The sequence below is a fragment of the Lujinxingia vulgaris genome (genome assembly GCF_007997015.1).
Taxonomy (GTDB): Bacteria; Myxococcota_A; Bradymonadia; order Bradymonadales; family Bradymonadaceae; genus Lujinxingia; species Lujinxingia vulgaris.
This window is the reverse complement of the sequence record NZ_VOSM01000009.1, coordinates 176,271-194,170: the sequence shown is the minus strand read 5'-3', so window position 1 is coordinate 194,170 and position 17,900 is coordinate 176,271. Positions and strand designations below refer to the sequence as shown.

At 65.2% G+C, this 17,900-nt stretch carries 12 protein-coding genes; 5 read left to right on the top strand and 7 right to left on the bottom strand.

Features of this window, described 5'->3' with window-relative positions:
* Positions 1-214 precede the first annotated feature (214 nt).
* Positions 215-2,518, top strand: a complete 2,304-nt coding sequence (gene dnaX, locus FRC98_RS16715) for a DNA polymerase III subunit gamma/tau (protein ID WP_146982572.1) — start codon at positions 215-217, stop codon at positions 2,516-2,518.
* A 48-nt stretch (positions 2,519-2,566) separates the two neighbouring features.
* Here the strand turns inward: dnaX and FRC98_RS16710 are convergent, their stop codons facing one another.
* On the bottom strand, positions 2,567-3,163 hold the full coding sequence (locus tag FRC98_RS16710; RefSeq protein WP_146982571.1) for a hypothetical protein: 597 nt from the start codon (positions 3,161-3,163) through the stop codon (positions 2,567-2,569).
* A gap of 116 nt (positions 3,164-3,279) precedes the next feature.
* Here FRC98_RS16710 and FRC98_RS16705 point away from each other — a divergent pair, with 116 nt between their 5' ends.
* The 4 genes from FRC98_RS16705 (at position 3,280) to FRC98_RS16690 (ending at position 6,959) form a co-directional block, all read left to right on the top strand.
* Positions 3,280-5,043 (top strand): lipopolysaccharide biosynthesis protein, encoded by a 1,764-nt coding sequence (locus FRC98_RS16705; protein WP_146982570.1) that lies wholly within the window; start codon positions 3,280-3,282, stop codon positions 5,041-5,043.
* Entirely contained in the window at positions 5,040-5,582 is a 543-nt protein-coding gene (locus FRC98_RS16700) for a hypothetical protein (RefSeq protein WP_146982569.1), read from the top strand. The genes FRC98_RS16705 and FRC98_RS16700 overlap by 4 nt, the downstream gene beginning before the upstream one ends.
* A 9-nt stretch (positions 5,583-5,591) precedes the next feature.
* Positions 5,592-6,335, top strand: a complete 744-nt coding sequence (locus FRC98_RS16695) for a hypothetical protein (protein WP_146982568.1) — start codon at positions 5,592-5,594, stop codon at positions 6,333-6,335.
* Between the two features lie 159 nt (positions 6,336-6,494).
* The gene (locus FRC98_RS16690) at positions 6,495-6,959 is read left to right on the top strand and encodes a hypothetical protein (protein ID WP_146982567.1); all 465 of its coding nucleotides are present in this window, start codon (positions 6,495-6,497) and stop codon (positions 6,957-6,959) included.
* A 959-nt stretch (positions 6,960-7,918) separates the two neighbouring features.
* Here FRC98_RS16690 and FRC98_RS16685 read toward each other — a convergent pair.
* The 6 genes from FRC98_RS16685 to FRC98_RS16660 all read right to left on the bottom strand — a co-directional run bounded on the left by FRC98_RS16685 (position 7,919) and on the right by FRC98_RS16660 (position 17,804).
* Entirely contained in the window at positions 7,919-8,728 is an 810-nt protein-coding gene (locus FRC98_RS16685; RefSeq protein ID WP_146982566.1) for a hypothetical protein, read from the bottom strand.
* Positions 8,729-9,303: 575 nt separating this feature from the next.
* On the bottom strand, positions 9,304-10,332 hold the full coding sequence (locus tag FRC98_RS16680; RefSeq protein WP_370469241.1) for an IS3 family transposase: 1,029 nt from the start codon (positions 10,330-10,332) through the stop codon (positions 9,304-9,306).
* A gap of 2 nt (positions 10,333-10,334) precedes the next feature.
* Positions 10,335-10,694 carry a hypothetical protein gene (locus FRC98_RS22245; protein ID WP_370469240.1) on the bottom strand — a complete coding sequence of 120 codons (360 nt, stop codon included), beginning with the start codon at positions 10,692-10,694 and terminating at the stop codon, positions 10,335-10,337.
* 692 nt (positions 10,695-11,386) lie between these two features.
* On the bottom strand, positions 11,387-13,555 hold the full coding sequence (locus FRC98_RS16670; RefSeq protein ID WP_146982565.1) for a S9 family peptidase: 2,169 nt from the start codon (positions 13,553-13,555) through the stop codon (positions 11,387-11,389).
* Positions 13,556-13,639: 84 nt separating this feature from the next.
* The gene (locus FRC98_RS16665) at positions 13,640-15,649 is read right to left on the bottom strand and encodes a hypothetical protein (RefSeq protein ID WP_146982564.1); all 2,010 of its coding nucleotides are present in this window, start codon (positions 15,647-15,649) and stop codon (positions 13,640-13,642) included.
* A 178-nt stretch (positions 15,650-15,827) separates the two neighbouring features.
* Entirely contained in the window at positions 15,828-17,804 is a 1,977-nt protein-coding gene (locus FRC98_RS16660) for a hypothetical protein (RefSeq protein ID WP_146982563.1), read from the bottom strand.
* Between the last annotated feature and the right edge of the window lie 96 nt (positions 17,805-17,900).

Genomic DNA, 17,900 nt, shown 5'->3' with positions numbered 1-17,900 from the left:
TCTCCCGCTGCAACTGATTGATGTGTGTGGAGCCTTACAGGACGCCGCCCCGGGGACGAACCCCGCCGGGCGGCGTTTTGATTTTTGGGGCCAGGGGAAGTCGCGGTGAGGAGCCGCCTTTTTTTTGAGCGATGAGTGCAGTAGAACACAGGCCGGTGTGCCGGGCGGGCGGTCTGCGCGGGCACCCGAGGAACCTTCAGGCGTAGGGAAGTCGATGTCGTACAAGGTGTTGGCCAGGAAGTGGCGCCCCGAGCATTTTGAACAGGTCGTAGGCCAGGGCCATGTCGCCCGCACGCTCAAGAACGCCATTGAGCAGAACCGGGTGCACCACGCCTATCTGTTCTGCGGGGCGCGCGGGGTGGGTAAGACCTCGACTGCGCGCATTCTGGCCAAGGCGCTCAACTGCGAGCAGGGGCCGACGTCCACGCCCTGTTATAAGTGCGCGTCGTGTCTGGAGATATCGAAGGGGCAGTCGGTCGACGTCTTTGAGATCGACGGCGCGTCGAACCGCGGCATCAACGAGATCCGCGAGCTGCGCGAGGGGGTTCGCTATGCGCCGAGTCGCGATCGCAACAAGATCTACATCATCGACGAAGTGCACATGCTCACCACCGAGGCCTTCAACGCGCTGTTGAAGACCCTGGAGGAGCCGCCGGATCATGCGCGCTTTATTTTCGCGACGACCGAGCCGCAGAAGATCCCGGTGACGATCTTGAGCCGCTGCCAGCGTTTTGACTTCAAACGCATCGGGCAGAACGACATCGTCGAGCATCTCGAGCACCTCTGCCGCGAGGAGGGCATCGACGCGGAGCGGGCCGCGCTGCAGATCGTGGCCCGTCAGGCGGCCGGCGGCATGCGCGATGCCTTGAGCCTGCTCGACCAGATCATCAGCTTCAGCGGCAAGACCATCAAAGAGTCGGAGATCGCCGAGGTGCTGGGTGTGGCCAACCGCCGCCACCTCTTCGATCTTTCGGAGGCGGTGCTCAGCCATGATGCCGAGCGCGCGCTGGTGGTGGTCGATGAGGTCAACCGCTACGGCTACGACATGCAGCAGTTTGCCTCGGAGCTGGTCACGCATTTTCGCGATCTGATGGTGACCTCGGTCGTCAAAGATCCGGAGCTTGTGACCGAGCTGACCGAGAGTGAGCTGGAGGTCGCCCGTCGCCAGATCGCGGGCCAGCCCCAGGAGCTCTTGCACCGCTGCTTCAGCGTGATGGTGGAGGGCGCCCAGAAGATGCACCGCTCTCCTTACCCGCGGCTGATCTTTGAGATGACGCTGGTGCGCCTGGCCGCGCTGGAGCCGATGGTCGGTCTCGACCTGCTCGTCGATCGTCTCGGTCTTCTGGAAGAGGCGCTCTCGGACGATATCGGCGGGGAGATCGAGTGGCCGGAGCGCCCGGCACCGCGCGTGGTCGCTGCTGCACCGGCGCCCGCTCCCTCGCCAGCGGAAAAAAAAACTCTGAGTGAGGTCGCGCCCGCGACCGAGGGTCATGTTTCGGAGGTGACCGAGGGTCATGCTTCGGTGGTGACCGAGGGTCAGGAAGTGACCGAGGGTCATGCTTCGGAGGTGACCGAGGGTCAGGTTTCGGAGGTGACCGAGGGTCAGGTGACCGAGGGTCAGGAAGTGACCGAGGGTCATGTTTCGGAGGTGACCGAGGGTCAGGTTTCGGAGGTGACCGGGGGTCATGCTTCGGAGGTGACCGAGGGTCAGGTTTCGGAGGTGACCGGGGGTGAGGTTGCGGAGGTGACCGGGGGTCATGCTTCGGAGGTGACCGAGGGTGAGGTTTCGGAGGTGACCGAGGGTGAGGTTTCGGAGGTGACCGAGGGTGAGGTTTCGGAGGTGACCGAGGGTGAGGTTTCGGAGGTGACCGAGGGTGAGGTTTCGGAGGTGACCGAGGGTGAGGTTTCGGAGGTGACCGAGGGTGAGGTTTCGGAGGTGACCGAGGGTCAGCCGGAGGTCGAGAACGCGCCCGAGATCGAGATCGCGCCCGAGCCCCAGACCGACTCCGATCTCGCCACCGCCACCCTCGCTCCTCCGAAGCCCCAGATCCCCGAGCGTCTCATCAAAGCCGACGTCGACGCCCTTGAGGTCCCCGACGCCGCCGCGCTGAAAACCCCCGAGCAGCGCTGGAAGGCGGTCGTGGAGTTTGTGCGCCAGAGCAACGCGCCGGTGGCGGCGGCCTGTGAGTACGCCTACGTGCAGCGTTTTGAGGAGGGGGAGGTTCGCCTCAACTTCACCGAGGCGTTTGCCGACATCGCCCAGGAGGACGCCCGCAAGAAGACCATCGAAGACGCGGTGAAACGCATCTTCGGGGCGGATTGGCGCCTGGTGATGGAGAAGATCGACGAGGAGGCCGCGCGCGGGGTGACCAACCTGGCTGAGGAGCGCGAGGAGGATATCCGCCGTCGGCGCGCCGAGCTCGTCGAGGAGGTGCGCACTGATCCGGTGGTGGCCGAGGCCCAGAAGCTCTTCGGGGCGGAGGATGTGCGCGTGAGCGTCAAACTCTTTGACGAGTGAGGGGCTGGCCCTGGCGAGGCGGTGGCCGGCTCTCCTGGCTTAGAACATTTAAAAATTCACGCTCAGGCTTAAGCCCCAGGTGCGCGGGGCGCTCGGAGTTTGGGCGGCGGCGCGGTCGAGCTGCAGGCTCTGCTGGAGTTGGAGGTTGTAGCGGCGCACGCCCTGGTAACTCGTGATGAGCCCTCCGCCGTAGGCCACGCCCGCCACTCCGGCGCCCAGCCCCACAAGGTCACCGCGCGAGAGCCCGAGGCCGTAGGCGATGAAGATGGCGGCAAAGACCGTCAGCGACATCGCCACGGTGCCCAGCATGTACTGCTCCACGTAGAAGTTGCCCAGCCCGGGAAGCAGGAGCGAGTAGAGGGCAGCGCGGGTGTGGCTTAAGCGGCCCTGCTCATAGATGCGCTGGCGGTGGTTGGCGTCGAAGAAGGTCGACGTGGGTTCTTCGGCAGGTTCTTCGACCGCGTCTTGCTGCGCGTGGGCGTCCGGGGCGGCGGTCGCGCCCTGTTCGGCGGCAGCTTCCGGCTCAGCGGCCGGCTGCTCGGCTGGCGAGGCTTGCGGCGCGGGCACGTCCTGAGCGTGGACGCTGAAGAGGCCCCCCAGACTCATCATGAGAAAAAAAGCAAACGCGGCGATGTGTCGGAGCATAGCAGACATCCCTGGGGTGAGGCTTCGGTGGTAACGGTGCGTGAGCCAGCATTGTTGACACGAGCCGGTTTTATGCCACAACCGCACCTGTCGATCGACTGAAGATACGAGGCGAAATGAGCGCGCAAGAGACGGCGGCCGAGAAGGGTCGGCCCATGGATGAGGCGTCGGTCAAGCAGGCCGGCCGGGGGTTTTTGATCATCACCGCTGCAAAGGTCTGGTTTCTGGTGACCAGCGCGGTGATTCAGCTGGGGCTTCCTATCATGCTGGGGAGCGCCGAGGCCTTTGGGGTTTTTAAGATCATCACCGAGTCCATCGGGCTCATTAACATGGTGATGATCACGGGCACGCTCAACGCGGTGAGCAAGCTGGTGAGCGAGCAGCCCGACCAGGCCGGGCGTCTTGTCAACATGGCCGTGCGCATGCAGCTGATACTGGGGGTGCCGGTAGCCGCGCTCTACGCGCTGGGGGCCCCCTGGATCGCGGGCAGCTTTAACGACATGACCCTGGTGCCGCTCCTGCGGCTCTCGGCGCTGATCATCTTCTTTTATGCCTTCTACGCGATCTTTGTGGGCTACTTTAACGGGCTCAAGGAGTTCGCGCGTCAGGCCAGCCTGGACTTCGGGTTTTCCACCTTAAAGATGCTCGGGATCGTGGGTCTGGTGCTGCTGGGCTTCGGGGTGGGCGGGGCGGTCGCGGGCTTTGTGGGGGCGGCCGGGATCATCTGCACCGTCGCCGGGGTATGGCTTGTGCGGCGAGAGCGGGTGCGGCGCGCGGCCGGGGTCGGGGCGGGGGGGCTTGATAAGGAGCAGACCCGTCAGGCCTTTAAACGCCTGCTGAACTACCTCGTGCTCATCATGCTCTACACGTTTGCGCTCAACGGTTTGATGCGCGCGGATTTTTTCGTGCTTAAGGCGATCGCCTCCGGGGTGCCGGAGCATCTGAGCGGGATGGAGTCGCTCTTCTCGCTGATGAGCAACAAGTTCGCCGGGTTCTACGGGGCGGTGCTCAACGTGGCGCGCATCCCTTATCAGGGCGTGATCGCGGTGACTTTTGTGATCTTTCCGATGATCAGCCAGTCGACCTTCAGCGAAGACACCGACCAGACGCGGGTCTATGTGCGCAGCACGCTGCGCTACTGCTCGATGCTGATCGCGGCGGTGGCGATGGTGCTGGCGTTTAACGCCGACTCGATCATCGGGGCGCTCTACTCGGCGGATTATCAGGCGGCGTCGGTGGCGCTCTCGATCTTGAGCGTCTCGATCATCTTCTTTGCGCTCTTTTATGTGGCCACGACCATGATCATCGGCTCGGGGCATCCGCTGGCGGCGGTGGTGATCATGGGGGCGTCGCTGGGGTTGAGCGCGGTGCTCAACTATGTGTTTTTGACGCGCACCCACGCCGAGGCGATGGCCGGGCTTGTGCCGGTGGCGCCGGTGAGCCCCTCCGGCGATGCGATGAGCGTGGTGGCCCAGGCGCAGGCCCATGCCGAGGCCTCGGCGAATTTTGCGGCGCCCTTCTTGCTGCAGGCCACCGATTACATGCAGTCGGCGGCGATTGCCACCACCATCGCGATGGTGCTGGGCTGCCTGCTGAGCGTGGGGTGGTTGTGGAAGGCCTTTGGCGCCGCGCCGCCCTGGGCGACCCTGGGTCGTCTGCTGCTGGCCGCCGGCGTGCTCTGGGGCATCGATATGGCCGTGCCGCTCGGCGTGGAGCTGGTCGAGACCCAGGGCAAGATTGTGTACCTGGCCATGGTCGTCGCTAAGATGGCCTCGATGGGGGTGGCGCTGCTCGCCACTCTCTTCTTAACCCGCGAGTTCACCGCGACGGACATGGCGCGTCTCAAGGCCGTGATCAGCAAAAAGAAGAGGAAGGCATGAACACGTTTAAAAGCCTGAGAGCGTGGCTGGTGGCAGCGTCGATGCTGCTGGGTGTGGTGCTGCTGCTCGGCGCGGGCTGCTCGGCAGCCCAGGTCAAGGAGCGCCCGGCGGACCCGGCGGCGCTCGATATGTCGGCGCGCAACTTTCATAAAAACATGCGCTGGGCCCGCTGGGAGGAGGCATCTCAGCAGGTGCATGAGGCCGCCCGGGAGTCCTTTTTAGGGCGCTACGAGGAGCTCGGGGACGACTACCGCGTGGTGGAGCTGGCGCTGCGTAAGGTGGAGTTTTCCGACGATGGCTTTGAGGCCACGCTGGAGGTGGAGCAGGAGTGGTATGAGCTCCCCGACACCACCGTGCGCGAGGGGCGATTTATCGAGCGCTGGGTCTCCGAGGAGGGTGTGTGGTGGATGCGCGAGCGTCTGAGCCGCGAGGAGTTTCGGGCCCGCGAGAAGGAAGAGCGCGAGGCGCCGGGGGCCTCCGAGCCCACGATCGACGAGGAGCCCTCCGATGAGGCGCAGCCCACCGAGCCTCAAGAGTAGGGTGGGGCGATGAGTCATCTTCCGCCGGGGCAGCTCGGGTTTATTGAGCAGGTGCAGTATTTCTTCACCGAGCTCAGCGGGCGCACGTACATCCCCAGTCCCAAAGACCTGGCGTACCTTTTGCCGCTTAAAGAGCAGGGGGCGCCGGCCGCCGCGGTGTGCCGGGGTATCGAGGAGGCGTTTCGCGCGTATGGCGAGGCGGAGCGGCCGCGCTCGGTGCGACAGTGCTGGCCCTTTATTGAGGCGGAGCTGGAGCGGCTGGCGGAGTCCGGTCTGTATGTTCCTTCGGCGGATGATGCGCCAGAATGCGGGAGCGAGCGTGTCGCGGCCGCCACCTCCCCCCCCTCGACGAAATCCAATCCTTCGTCGAAAAACGCCCCAAAACACGACGAGCCTGAACTTCTGCGCGAGACCCTCGACGCGATCGAGGAGGCGGGGCGAGCGAGCGGGGAGGAGCGCTGGCGCGAGGCGTACCGGCAGGGGTGGCGACGGGCGAAGGCGCTCAGCAGCGAGCGGGGCGACTTTGGTTTTGAAGAGCTTGAGGCCGCCGACCGCGCGCTGATCGAGGCCTACTGGGAGGCGCTCAAAGCCGCCGAACGCCAGGAGCTTGAAGAGGCCATCGCCGCGCAGCTCGCAGGCGGCCTGCGCGATATGAGCCCGCGCGCCGCCCGAGAGCATCGCCTGGCGCGGCGGCGTAAGGCGTTGATCGAGCGCTACGGGCTCGTCGATCTTCTGCGCCTGATCGGCTGGTAACGCCTGGCGCTCATCGCGCCAACCCGTGATTGAGTTTGCCACGAAAGGGGGCAACCTGGTTGTGCCCGCCGGGCGCTCGCTGCTAGGGTTCGCGCATTGCTTTTGGCCCGCAACCCCTTATCGCCCTGACCCGACTCTGCTTTTCGATTGGAGGATTCGATGCCCATCTTTCAGATGATCGCCAACAAACTCACCGAACGCCGTTTTGCCAAACTCACCCAGGAGCAGAACGAGGCGCTGATCGACACGCTCGTCGCCACCAAGGTCATCGACGGAAAGATTCTGCCCGAAGAGGAGCAAGAACTCGCGGAGGCCGTCAACATGCTCACGTGGAACGGCAGCCACTCCCCCGAAGGGTTTGTGCAGGCCTCGATCGCCCGCGCCAGACAGATCCAACCCACCCCCAACGCCCTCTCGGAGCTCTTCGTCACCCTGGGCACTCGCCTCGGCGACGAGTGGTTGCGCGAGGAGGCCTATTACCTCTCGTCGCTCGTGGCGATCTCTGACCAGGAAGTGCACGAGGATGAGCGCGTCTTGTTGCAGTCGATGGTGCAGGCCTTCGGGATCAGCGCGGAGACGCAGTCGTTGATCATCCGAAAGATTTCCAGGGAAGAGAACTTTTGAGTTTCGCCGAGCGCATCAGGACGACGCTGGCTGTGTCGCTGCGTCGTCGCGGTAGCGCTGCTACACGCTCCTCCTTGCTCCTTGCCAGCCCCGCCCTGAGTGCGCTCGGGTTGGGGGGCATGCGGGGAGGGAGAGACGCCTCGGGAGTGATTCCGGGGCGTTTTTTTGTGGTTGGGTGGTTGAGGGGCCTGGGAGGGGCGCGTGGGTGGGGAGGTTCGTGAGGGCGTTGGGGGGCGTGCGGTTTGTGGTTGGGTGGTTGCGGGGCGTGGGGGGTGTGCGGGGGTGGGGAGGTTTGTGGTTGGGTGGTTGAGGGGCTCTGGAGGGGCGCGTGGGTGGGGAGGTTCGTGAGGGCGTTGGGGGGCTGTTGAGTTCGAGCTGGTGCTCGTACTCGTGCTGGTACTGGTACTCGTACTCGTGCTGGTACTCGTACTGGTACTCGTGCTGGTACTCGTGCTGGTACTCGTGCTGGTACTCGCGCTCAGGTGACCGAGGGTCGCCTGAGCGTGAGTATTTATGCGGGTGAGAGGTGACCGAGGGTCAGGTGGGTGGCTGCGTTGATGCGGGTGAGAGGCGTTCGCGGACAGCCCGGTTTGCGAAGGGTGATGAAGGGAGCGTGCCTGCGGGCGTTTCAAATCGCGGAGGTGGATGAAGGGATCGTGCAGGTGGGCGCTTCAAATCGCGGAGGCGGATGAAGGGAGCGTGCAGGTGGGCGCTTCAAATCGGGGAGGCGGATGAAGGGAGCGTGCAGGTGGGCGCTTCAAATCGGGGAGGCGGATGAAGGGATCGTGCAGGTGGGCGTTTCAAATCGCGGAGGCGGATGAAGTGAGCGTGCCTGCGGGCGGTGCTGAAGGGGGCTCGCCCCCCGTAAGGGGTACGGTGTGGCGCGGGAGAAAACGAACGAACGCCCCGGGAGGCGTCCCGGGGCGTTCGAGGGGGTGTGGCGTGTGGTCCGGCTTTTGTTATTCGCCAGCAGCGTCGAGGTCGGGCTCCGTATCCGAGACCGGCTCAGCAGGCAGCTCCTCGCCGGAGTTGGGATCGACGGGCGGGACGGCGCGACGGCGGCTCTGGTAGGCGCGTGTGCGCTGCTGCTGCTCGACGAGCGGGCTGAGGACCATGTTGAGGAGGTCGATGTCGGCGTCGGTGCGCAGGTGCTCAAAGCTCGCGGCGAGCACCTGGCAGAGTGCGATATGCAGGGCGTCGCGGCTGGCGACGACCTGCTCGTAGCTGATGGCCGGGCGTTCGGTACGCTTGAGCTCCTGCCCGAAGCGCCGATTCAAAGTTTCAACGCGCTCCACATGGCGGCCCAGACCCAGAAGCGCGATCTGCTCCTTGAGCTCATGGGTCAATCGCTTGAGGAGCGTGTCGATCATCACGTGCTGGTGTTCGTAGGTGGAGTGAATGACCGCAGAGACACCTGCCGGAAAGGCCACATTTTGCACCTGTCTGGCCGCCTTCGTATGCGGACTCTCGGGCGGCCCGAGCAGCTCCCCATCGAGAATCCGCCCGATCGCGGCGATGGCCTGGTCGAGCTCCACGTCGATCTGGGCGGCGTTGCCGCGGGCGGTGCTCGTCTGGGTGCGGGCCTGCTCCCAGTCCAGCTCCAGCTCCAGCGTGTGGTCGGCCACCTGACAGGCCTGCTCAATACGCTCGGCAAGCGGGGCGGGCACGCCGTGTCGGTCGCTGACCTCGCGCATCTGGCCCAGCGCATAAGCGCAGCGGCTCGAGGGCATACGGCGGACGCTGAAAAACTCGGTGATCGTGTTCTGCATCGCTGACTCCTGTGGGACTTCGGGCGCCTTCGGGGCGCTCGAAACGTTGAAGGAGGCTCGCCATCAGACCCCGCGCGCCACGGCGGTGCGTTGGGCGGCGAACCGACCATTCCCACCCCCTCCCCGGGGGCGACTGCGGAATTGTGGAATGAGGGGATGGTAATTGGGGTGGCGAGGCGGGGCAAGCGGGGGGATTGGGGGGGGGAGGCGTGTGGGTGGGAGGGGCGTGTGGGTGGGAGGGGCGTGCGTTTTGTGGTTAGGTGGTTGCGGGGCCTGGGAGGGGCGCGAGGGTTGGGCGATTTGTGGTTAGGTGGTTGAGGAGCTTGGGAGTGGTGCGGGGGTGGGGAGGTTCGTGTGGGCGTTGGGGGGCGTGCGTTTTGTGGTTGGGTGGTTGAGGGGCGTGGGAAGGGCGCGAGGGTTGGGCGATTTGTGGTTAGGTGGTTGAGGGGCGTGGGAGGGGTGCGGGGGTGGGGAGGTTCGTGAGGGCGTTGGGAGGCTGTCGGTCTCGAACTCGGTCTCGATCTCGGGCTCGATCTCGGGCCGGTGAGTGTCAACATAGTTGCCGCCTCATCGAACTACGGGCAGCCCTCCATCTCCAGCCTGGAGCGCGTGAGCTTGGAGGGGTTCAGATACACATCAGCCGGGGACTCCCACCTTCGCACTGCACCGCTCCAGCGCTGGGGATGACGGCGTTTCGCGGCCTCATAAACATGACGACGCGCGGCGAGTTGGGCTGTGTCATGGCCGTGATGTCGCGAGTTCGGGGTGACAAAGCCGATGGCGCTGTGGAGATGTTTGCTGTTGTACCAGTCGCTGAATTCATCGACCCAGGCCTGCGCTTCTTCGCGCGATTCAAAGGGCTTCTGGGGGTAGTCCGGCCGGTACTTAAGCGTGCGAAAAAGCGCCTCGGAGTAGGGGTTGTCATCGCTGACTCGGGGGCGGCTAAAGGACGATACAACGCCGAGCCGGTCCATGGTGGCCTGCAATGTGGAGCCCTTCATCGGGGGGCCATTATCGGAGTGAAGCACCAGCTTTACGCCGCTGAGCCGCTCGGTGTTGAGGCCGTGGTCTAAGAGCTCGGAGGCCAGGGTTGAGCACTCGCTCTCGAAGACGCGTTGCGCCACGATTTTGCGGCTCCAGACGTCGACGAAAAGATAAAGATAGAAGAACGTTCCGGCGATGTTTCGGCGCAGATACGTGATATCCCAGCTCCAGACCTGGTTGGGGGCTGTTGCCCGATGCTCGGTGATGGGGCGAGGCTCGGCGGGCTTTGCGCGGCCTCGATGGCGCAGCATATTCGCCTCGCGTAGCACCCGATAAAAGGTCGACTCGGAGGCCAGATAGATGCCGCGGTCGGCCAGCAGCGGCACGATTTGATGGGGCGATTTATCGCGAAACTCCGGGCTGTTCGCGGCTTTAAGAACCCGCGTACGCTCCACCTCGCTCAGTTTATTGGCCGGGGAAGTGCGCGGCCCCTGACGTCGGTCACCGCCCCCTCCACGGGCGCGCCAGCGCTGAATGGTGCGCACATCCAGCTCCAGCACCTCGCAGATGGCTTCAAGTCTGGCCCCATCGCGCTGCGCCTTTTCCACCCAACTCAGCACCGTCAGTCGTTCTTCTTCGTCGTGTCGTCGTCCTCGTCCTCCGAGAAATACGCCTCGAGCTTTCCCCGCAAGACCAGCAGTGCCGCCGCCTCCGCCAGGGCCTTCTCCTTGCGCGCGAGCTCCTTTTTAACCCGCTTGAGTTCTTTGTTCTCAGGCTCCGAAACCCTTTGTTTCTGAGGCGAAAGCCCTTTTTCGGCCGCCTCCAAAACCTCCTGGCGAAGGCGCACCAAATCAGCTTCATGCAGGCCCTCCCGGCGCAGAAACGCCCCAAGTTCTTCATCGGAGAGGCCGGCTGCCTGCATCACAATACGAATCTTCTCTTTTGGTGGTTTGTGCCGCCTTCTCCCGGACTTTCCGCTCACAGGACCTCCGTTTAGTGCCTCTCGTCGCCACCGGGTAAGCGTCGCTCGTGCCACACCGGTCTCCTCCATCAGCTCGGCCACAGAACTCCGCTCCGGACCAAACATCTTCTGCACCACACGTTCTCTAAATCCCGCTGAATACGCCATTATAACCTCAGGTTGCCGCCCCGGATTGGTTTGGAGAGTTTGGGCGGCAACTACGCTGACACAGGGGGGGGCTCGATCTCGATCTCGGGCTCGATCTCGATCTCGGTCTCGATCTCGATCTCGGTCTCGATTTCGGTCTCGAACTCGGTCTCGATCTCGGGCTCGATCTCGGGCTCGGGCTCGATCTCGGGCTGGTACTTGTGCTGGTGCTCGTGCTCGTGCTCGTGCTCGTGCTTGCGTCCGGGTGACCGAGGGTCGCCTGAGCACCCATGTTTATGCGGATGAGAAGTGACCGAGGGTCACCCCATCACCAGCATTTACGCGGTTTGTCGAGCATGTACCCCCCCAGCGCCCACACGAATCGACCGACGCCGCGACCCCCCCACGCCCCGCAACCACCTAACCACAAATCGACCAACTCACGCGTACCCCCCGAGCCGCGCAACCACCTAACCACAACCCGCGCGCCCCCCAACGCCCACACGACCCCCCCAACGTCGCGAACCCCCCACGCCCCGCAACCACCTGACCACAACCCGCGAAGCTTACTCGTCCGCACGAACCTCCCCACTCCGCGAATCTCCGCCCCCCAACACCTCTCCCTCCAAAAACGAGAAGACGGCGCGGTAGTAGCGCAGGGTATTTTGCAGCCCGCTGATCCCGTGGCCCTGGCCTTCGAATTCGACGTAGGTGACGGGGGTGCCAGCGGCTTGTGCCGCTTCGGCGAACTGGCGGCTCTCGGCGACGGGGACGCGGCTGTCGTTGGAGCCGTGGGTCAGGAGCAGGGGGGATGTGAGGCGATCCACGTGGGTCAGCGGAGAGCGCGCGCGGAGTTTCTCGGCGTCGGTGGTCGGGTCGCCGGCTTCCAGGATCACCCAGTCGGGGATGTTGCTGGTCTCGTAGAAGGAGAGGATGTCGCTAAAACCCGCGTGGCTTAAGCCGAAGCCGAAGGGGTAGACATCCTGGTGGTCGTTGGTGCCGGGGGGGAAGGTCAGGGCGCGCATGGTGGCGTAGCCGCCGTGGCTGGAGCCGTAGACGCCGATCTGGTGGGGTTCAAAGCCCTTGTTCGCCTCCAACCAGCGGGCGGCGTAGAAGAGGTCGACGATCTCGTCGCCGCCCAGGTCGCCGTCGTTGAGCGCGGCGAAGTCGGCGCCGAAGCCGAAGGAGCCGCGGGGGGCGGGGCTGAAGGTGGCGATGCCCGCCTCGCACATGATCTGGTTGGCGCTGCTGAAGTAGTTGCCGCCGCCGTAGAAGGAGGTCATGCGTACCAGGCGGTCGGCGTCGGCCGGCGAGTTTACGGGCTCGAAGTAGTAGGCGTGCAGGGTGCGGGGTTGCGATCCCTCGGGGGTCTCGACGGTGTCGAAGGTCTCAAACTCCACCCGCTCCACCTTGCAGTGCACGAGCTTCTCGAAGAGCTCGGAGGGGAGCTCCGCCAGGCGCCGGGCTTCCATGGTGATGGGGGCGCTTACCGGGCCGTCGGCGTTGAGCGCGACGAGGTCGAGTTCAAAGGGGGTGCGCACCGAGCTTGAGGAGAGGGCCAGGCGGTTCTCGAAGGCGTCGGCGACGTAGACGGACTCCTCGAACTTCTGGCGCTGGAGCAGCTCGCCACTGGCGAGGTCGCGCAGCTCGGCGATGGAGCCGGTGGGGTGTTCGAGCAGCACAAAGAGCAGGGGGCCGGAGTCCTCGGGCTCCACGATCTCCACGTCGCTCAGCTCGTGGTCGAGCTCGGCCAGGAGCGTGGGCTCGGCGGTCTCGACGTTGAGGGCATAGAGGGCGTCGTTGCCGCCCTCGGCGCTGATGTAGAGGAGGCGATCGCCATCGAAGGTGTCGGCGATGGCGCCCAGGCGCATGTGGCGGGTGCCGCGCTCCAGGAGCTGGCGCGGGGCGTCAAAGGCCTGCGCATCGTCGGCGGCCGCCGGGCGGTTGAGCTCGAAGAGGGCCAGGTTGGTGGTGCGGCGGTCGCCGTCGTGCTGCATCGTGAGCACGACGTGGCGGTTGGCCGGGTCAAACTCGATCGCCGACCAGGTCAGGCGGTCGTCGCCCCCCTCGTCACACCAGATCTGCTGCTCTTCGCCGGTGCCCAGGTCGCGAATGCGCAGGCAGCTGTTAAAAGGCTCCTGCGCGCCATTTCGCACCACGTAGGCCATGAGGCGATCGTCGTCGGAGAAGCCCACAGCGTAGATGTAGTCGACGTCGGTGAGCGCGCGAACGTCTCCGGTCTCCAGGTCCAGGTGGTAGATGTTGATGCGCTCGTCGTTGCGCTCATCGCCGCGGAAGATCAGGCCGCCGAGCGTGCGGTTGTATTCGCCGCCCCAGTAGTTGCGGGTGGACCAGTCGATGTCGTTGAGCTTGTGCCCCTGGCTCAGATCGACCTGCCCCTCCTCGGGAAGCGCATCGATCTTGCGCATCCAGGTGCCCTCCGGGGTCGTCTCGAAGTAGAGGAGGTGGCCGTGCTCCAGATCCGGGGTGATGCGCGAGTAGGGAAAACCCTGGACGTAGGGCCGAAGGTCGATGGAGCGGCCGTTGAACGAGACGGCGTAATCGGTGGGATCGGCGCTTTCGGACCCCTCGGCGCTTTCGGAGTTTTCGGCGCTTTCGGCGTTTTGGGAACCCTCGGTGGGGGCCTCATCGGCAGGGGTGGGGGCCGGGGAGGCGCAGGCGCTCAAGCCGAGGAGCAGGGCGGGGAGAAAGGCGTAACGAAGGGGCGAAACCATCAGGGGACTCTCGATCAAGGGGTGGGGGCAGAGCGCGAAGGGGGGCGCACCGGGCGCCCCCCTTTTCAATCATCAACAACGCATTTAGTAGACGCTCTCCACCGGTTGGGAGCTGTCTTCAAGCTGGGAGGCCCACTCGCGCGCCATTTCCAGCCGGGCTTTGGCCTGGGCGGCGTAGGGGTGGGTGGGCTCGATGCAGCGGTCGGCGCGCTCGCTAAACGTGCCCAGGTAGGCGTCGGCCTTGGCGTGCGCGTCGCTTCCGAGGTTCTCCAGGTTGTAGAAGGCGGCTGCGGCAAGCTCGGTGCGGCAGCGGAAGGTCGGCGCGGTCAGCAGCGTCGCGTCGTTGTCGGCGGTGCGCGCCACCGTCTCGCCAGGGGCGTCCATGGCAATCCGGTAGCTGTGGTAGCCTTCGCCATCATGGGAGGCGAAGGTGATGCGGTCGAAGCTGTTGAGGCCGGCCTGCGCGGGGATCAGCGCGCGGAGCTGGCCGAGCTTGTTGAGGTCCAGCTCAAAGGTGGCCTCGCTGACCGACTGCATTTCGGTGCCCTCGAAGGCTTCCGAGACGGTGGTGCCCAGGGCCAGGCGCAGCTCGATGGCGTCGTCGTCGCGCTCGATGAGCGCGGCGTCCAGGCCGATGGGCAGGGCCATCTGGCCCATGGTCAGAAGCTGCTGGAGCTGCTCGCGCATCCCCGGGGTGTTGTCAAAAACCATGGCCGCGGCCATGCCCACCGGGAGCTGTCCGCCCTGGGGAAGCGCGAAGGCGCGCAGGGTGCCGGCGCGCGCCATCGGCACGGCGGTGTTGGAGAAGGCCGCGGTGGTGATCAGCGCCATCGGGTACTGCGCCAGCGCCGTGAGCATGGGCACCGCGGTCTGGGTCTGGCCCAGGCGAGCGAGCATGTCGTTGGCGGCCAGGTCATTGATGGAGGTCACAGCGGTGTCTTTGCTCTGAAGCTCCCAGAAAGGCGCGATGATCGTCTCGGAGACCGACGCGAGATCGACCGACCAGTCCAGCGCCAGGAAGTGCGAGCCGCCAATCTGCGGGAGCTCCACCGTCGAGCGCGCGGCTTCGCCGACGCGCGCGCCCTGGGAGGTGCGCGTGAGCACGGTGTCCAGGAAGAAGGCGCCCTCGGCGGTGGCGTCGAGGTGAATGGAGATGTCTTCGTTCTCGGCGGCCACCGGGTCGTTGAGCACCGAGGCGGTGGCCAGGCGGCTGAGGTTTTCCATGCGGAAGCGGGCCAGCCCCGGCTCCCCGGAGGTGTGACGCGAGTTGGTGGCCCGGCTCATCGAGGCCTCCAGGATGCCCAGGTGGGTCAGGGCGTCGAAGCGGGTCCAGACCGCAAGCTCGCTGTCGGCCTCCACAAAAGCGTTGTAGGCGGCGGTGGGGCGGAAGGCCGCGGCGGTGGGCAGCGCCAGGTTCTCCAGATCGAGCGCGTTGAGCCAGCTCTGGGCCTGCTCCATGCGCTCGCCCGGGGGAAGGCGAGTGCTGTTCATCATTGCGGCGATCTCCACGCGCAGAAAGCCCGGGCCCTCAAAGCTGCGGGTGGCCAGCGGCGAGCGGGGCTTGTCGGCGTTGAAGTCGGCGACGAGCTGGTCGAACTGCGTGGCCATCAGCGCCGGATCGTCGGTGGGGAGTAGCGCGCGGTAGAGCGCAAAGGTCGGCCACTCCTCATCGCGGGTTGGAAGCCCCAGGCCGGCCGCGTCGAGGAAGTCCTCGTTGCCCATGCGCGAGAGGGTCACGTAGAGGGGGCGCTCGGTGTCGAGCGCGCTCAGATCGACCTGCACGTCGGGCTCGCTCTTAAAGAGCGTGACCGGATCCTCGAGGAGGTTGGCGATGAGCTGCCAGTTTTCATCGGCGCCCATCTCGCGGATCGCCCCGGGAAGATCGCCGCCAAAGTTCACGCGCACCGCCAGCATCGTGTCGTCGGTCTGCAGCAGGTCTTCGGGGTCGGAGAGGGTGATGGGCTGGTTCTGGGCGGCCTCATCCTGAGCCTCTGGCGAGGATTTGCAGGCGCTAAGCCCCAGGCTCAACGCCGCGCTGATAACGAGCGCGGTGCCGAGCTGGCGAGTGGTGCGGTGGGAAGTGGAGATTCTCATCATCATCCTTTGTGCAGAGGTCGAGAGCCTGAGCCGGGGTGCCCGGCGGCACCCCTCAGGTAGAGGACGCGCCAGGCCGGCGGTGCATTCAGCGGTCAAAAAGCAGGCGCAGGGCTAGCACAGGCGGCGAAAAAGGGCCAGCGCGGGCACCGATGGCAAAGGGGGAAAGCGGGCCGGATCAGTACATCGGGTCGGGGTCGTGATCCTCAAGCTCGGCAGCCCACTCGCGCGCCATGTTTAGCCGCGCTTCGATCTCGGAGGCGTAAGGGGCGTCGGGGTCGATGCAGCGCTCGGCGCGCTGGTTGAAGGTCTCCAGGTAACGCTCGACTTTGGCCGGGCCGTCGACGCTTAAGTCGTGGAGGTGGGTGAAGGCTGCGGCCGCAAGCTCGGTGCGGCAGCGGGAGGTGGGGGTGGGGAGCAGCGGCACGTCGCTGGCGTAGTCCGCAGCGACAAGGTCGCCCGGGGCGTTGAGTGCCAGCCGAAGGCTCCAGGCGTCGGCGTCGGTACGGGTGGTCAGGTCAATCCTGTTAAAGATGTCAAAAAGGCCGCGAGGCGCGAACCCGCGCAGCTCGCCGAGGTGTTCGGCCTCAAAGGCAACGTGCGTCCCGGTACGCGTATCGACGCCGTTGACTCGCGTCTCGAGGGGCTCGCCAAGGCTCAGGCGCACCTCGATATGCTCGGTCACGTCTCGGATCTCGGCGTCGAGAAGGAATATGTTCTGGCTCTGCAATACCTCCAGTGTCTGCTCGATGGCTGCGCGCATCTCGGGCGTGTTCTCGAAGGTCAGAAGGGCGGAGGCGCCCACCGGAAGCGGATGCGCCTCCGGGAGATGGTAGGCGCGCAGTGAGAGCGCTTCAGGCAGCGGTGACGTCATGGCGGCGCTTACCAGCTCGCGGATGCGATGCACCGAGGCCATGGGGTGTTGGCCCGCGGCCAGCAGCCCCAGAAGAAGCACTTCGCCTTTGGTCATCGGCAGGGTGTCGGGTCTGGCGAGCGCGGCGTCGGTGTCGTTTTGACGGCCGATGATGTCGTTGAGCGTCCAAAACATCTTCAGGTCACGATCTTCGGGAGAGACACCAAGGAGAGAGGCGTCGATATGCAAAAAGGGTGTGATGCCGAGCGGCCCAAGCGCTTGGCCGGGGGAAAGGTCGTCGCGCAAGCGGACGCCTGCTGCGGTGGGCGTGGTGACAATGTCGAAGAGGATCGCGCCTTCTTCGGTGGCGCTCAAAAGGAGCGCGATGTCTTCGTTTTCCGCGACGAGGGGATCGTTGATGACGGAGGGAAAGGCCAGGCGTCGGAGTGTCTCCAGACGGTGTTTCGGTGTCATCGTGCGAACATTGGTCTGGCGCGCGATGAGAAAGGCGTTGTTGAGGCTGGCGAGCCTGGCGAGGGCGTCGAAACGGGTCCAGAGCGCCATCTCACTGGTGCCCTTTGTGTAGGCATTATAAGCGGCGGTGGGGCGGTAGGCGGCGACCGAGGGGGCCGGGAGGTTCGCCAGGTCCAGTGCGTCGATCCAGGCTTGAGCCCGGCTGTGACGCTCCTGCTTGGGGAGGTGTTGGGTGGTGATGGGAAGGGCGACCTCCACGCGCAGAAACCCCGGGCCCTCAAAGGAGCGCAGCACCACGGCGTCGTCGGGAGTCGCGGCGAGCTCGGGGGCGTAGTGGGAGTCGATCTGGGAGGCCAGCGTTGCGGGGTCGTCTGTCGGGAGCAACCACCGGGTCAGGATGAACGTGGGCCACTCGTCATCGCGCAGGGGAAGACCCAGGGAGGCGGCCTGCAAAAAGCGCTCGTTGCCCAGGCTGGATACGTTGAAGAACAGCGGGCGGCTTTGATCGAGCGCGCTGAGCGAGCCATCGGGTAAGTCCAGCAGGACGTCGACAGGGTCGTTGAGCGCCTCAGCAGCGACGGCCAGCATAAAATGGAAGGAGATCTGGCGAATCGCGTCGGGGAGCTCGCCGCCAAAACGCACGCGGTAGGAGAGGAGGGTGTCTTCGGTCTGCAAAAGATCTTCGGGGCCGGTGACGGTGATGGGTTTGGACTGCGACTCCGCGGGGCTGGTGGAGGTGGATTTGCAGGCCAGTAGCGCCGGGCTGAGTGTCAGCGTCAGGATGAGCGCGAAGAACGCCTTGCGAGCACCAGGGGTAGGTAACGACATGACCACCATCCTTCATAGAAATGTTGACGACGGGCAGAGAGCTACCAGACACAGGCCCGATGGGCCAGCGCTGGCGGGTGTGCAGCCCCCCTTTGA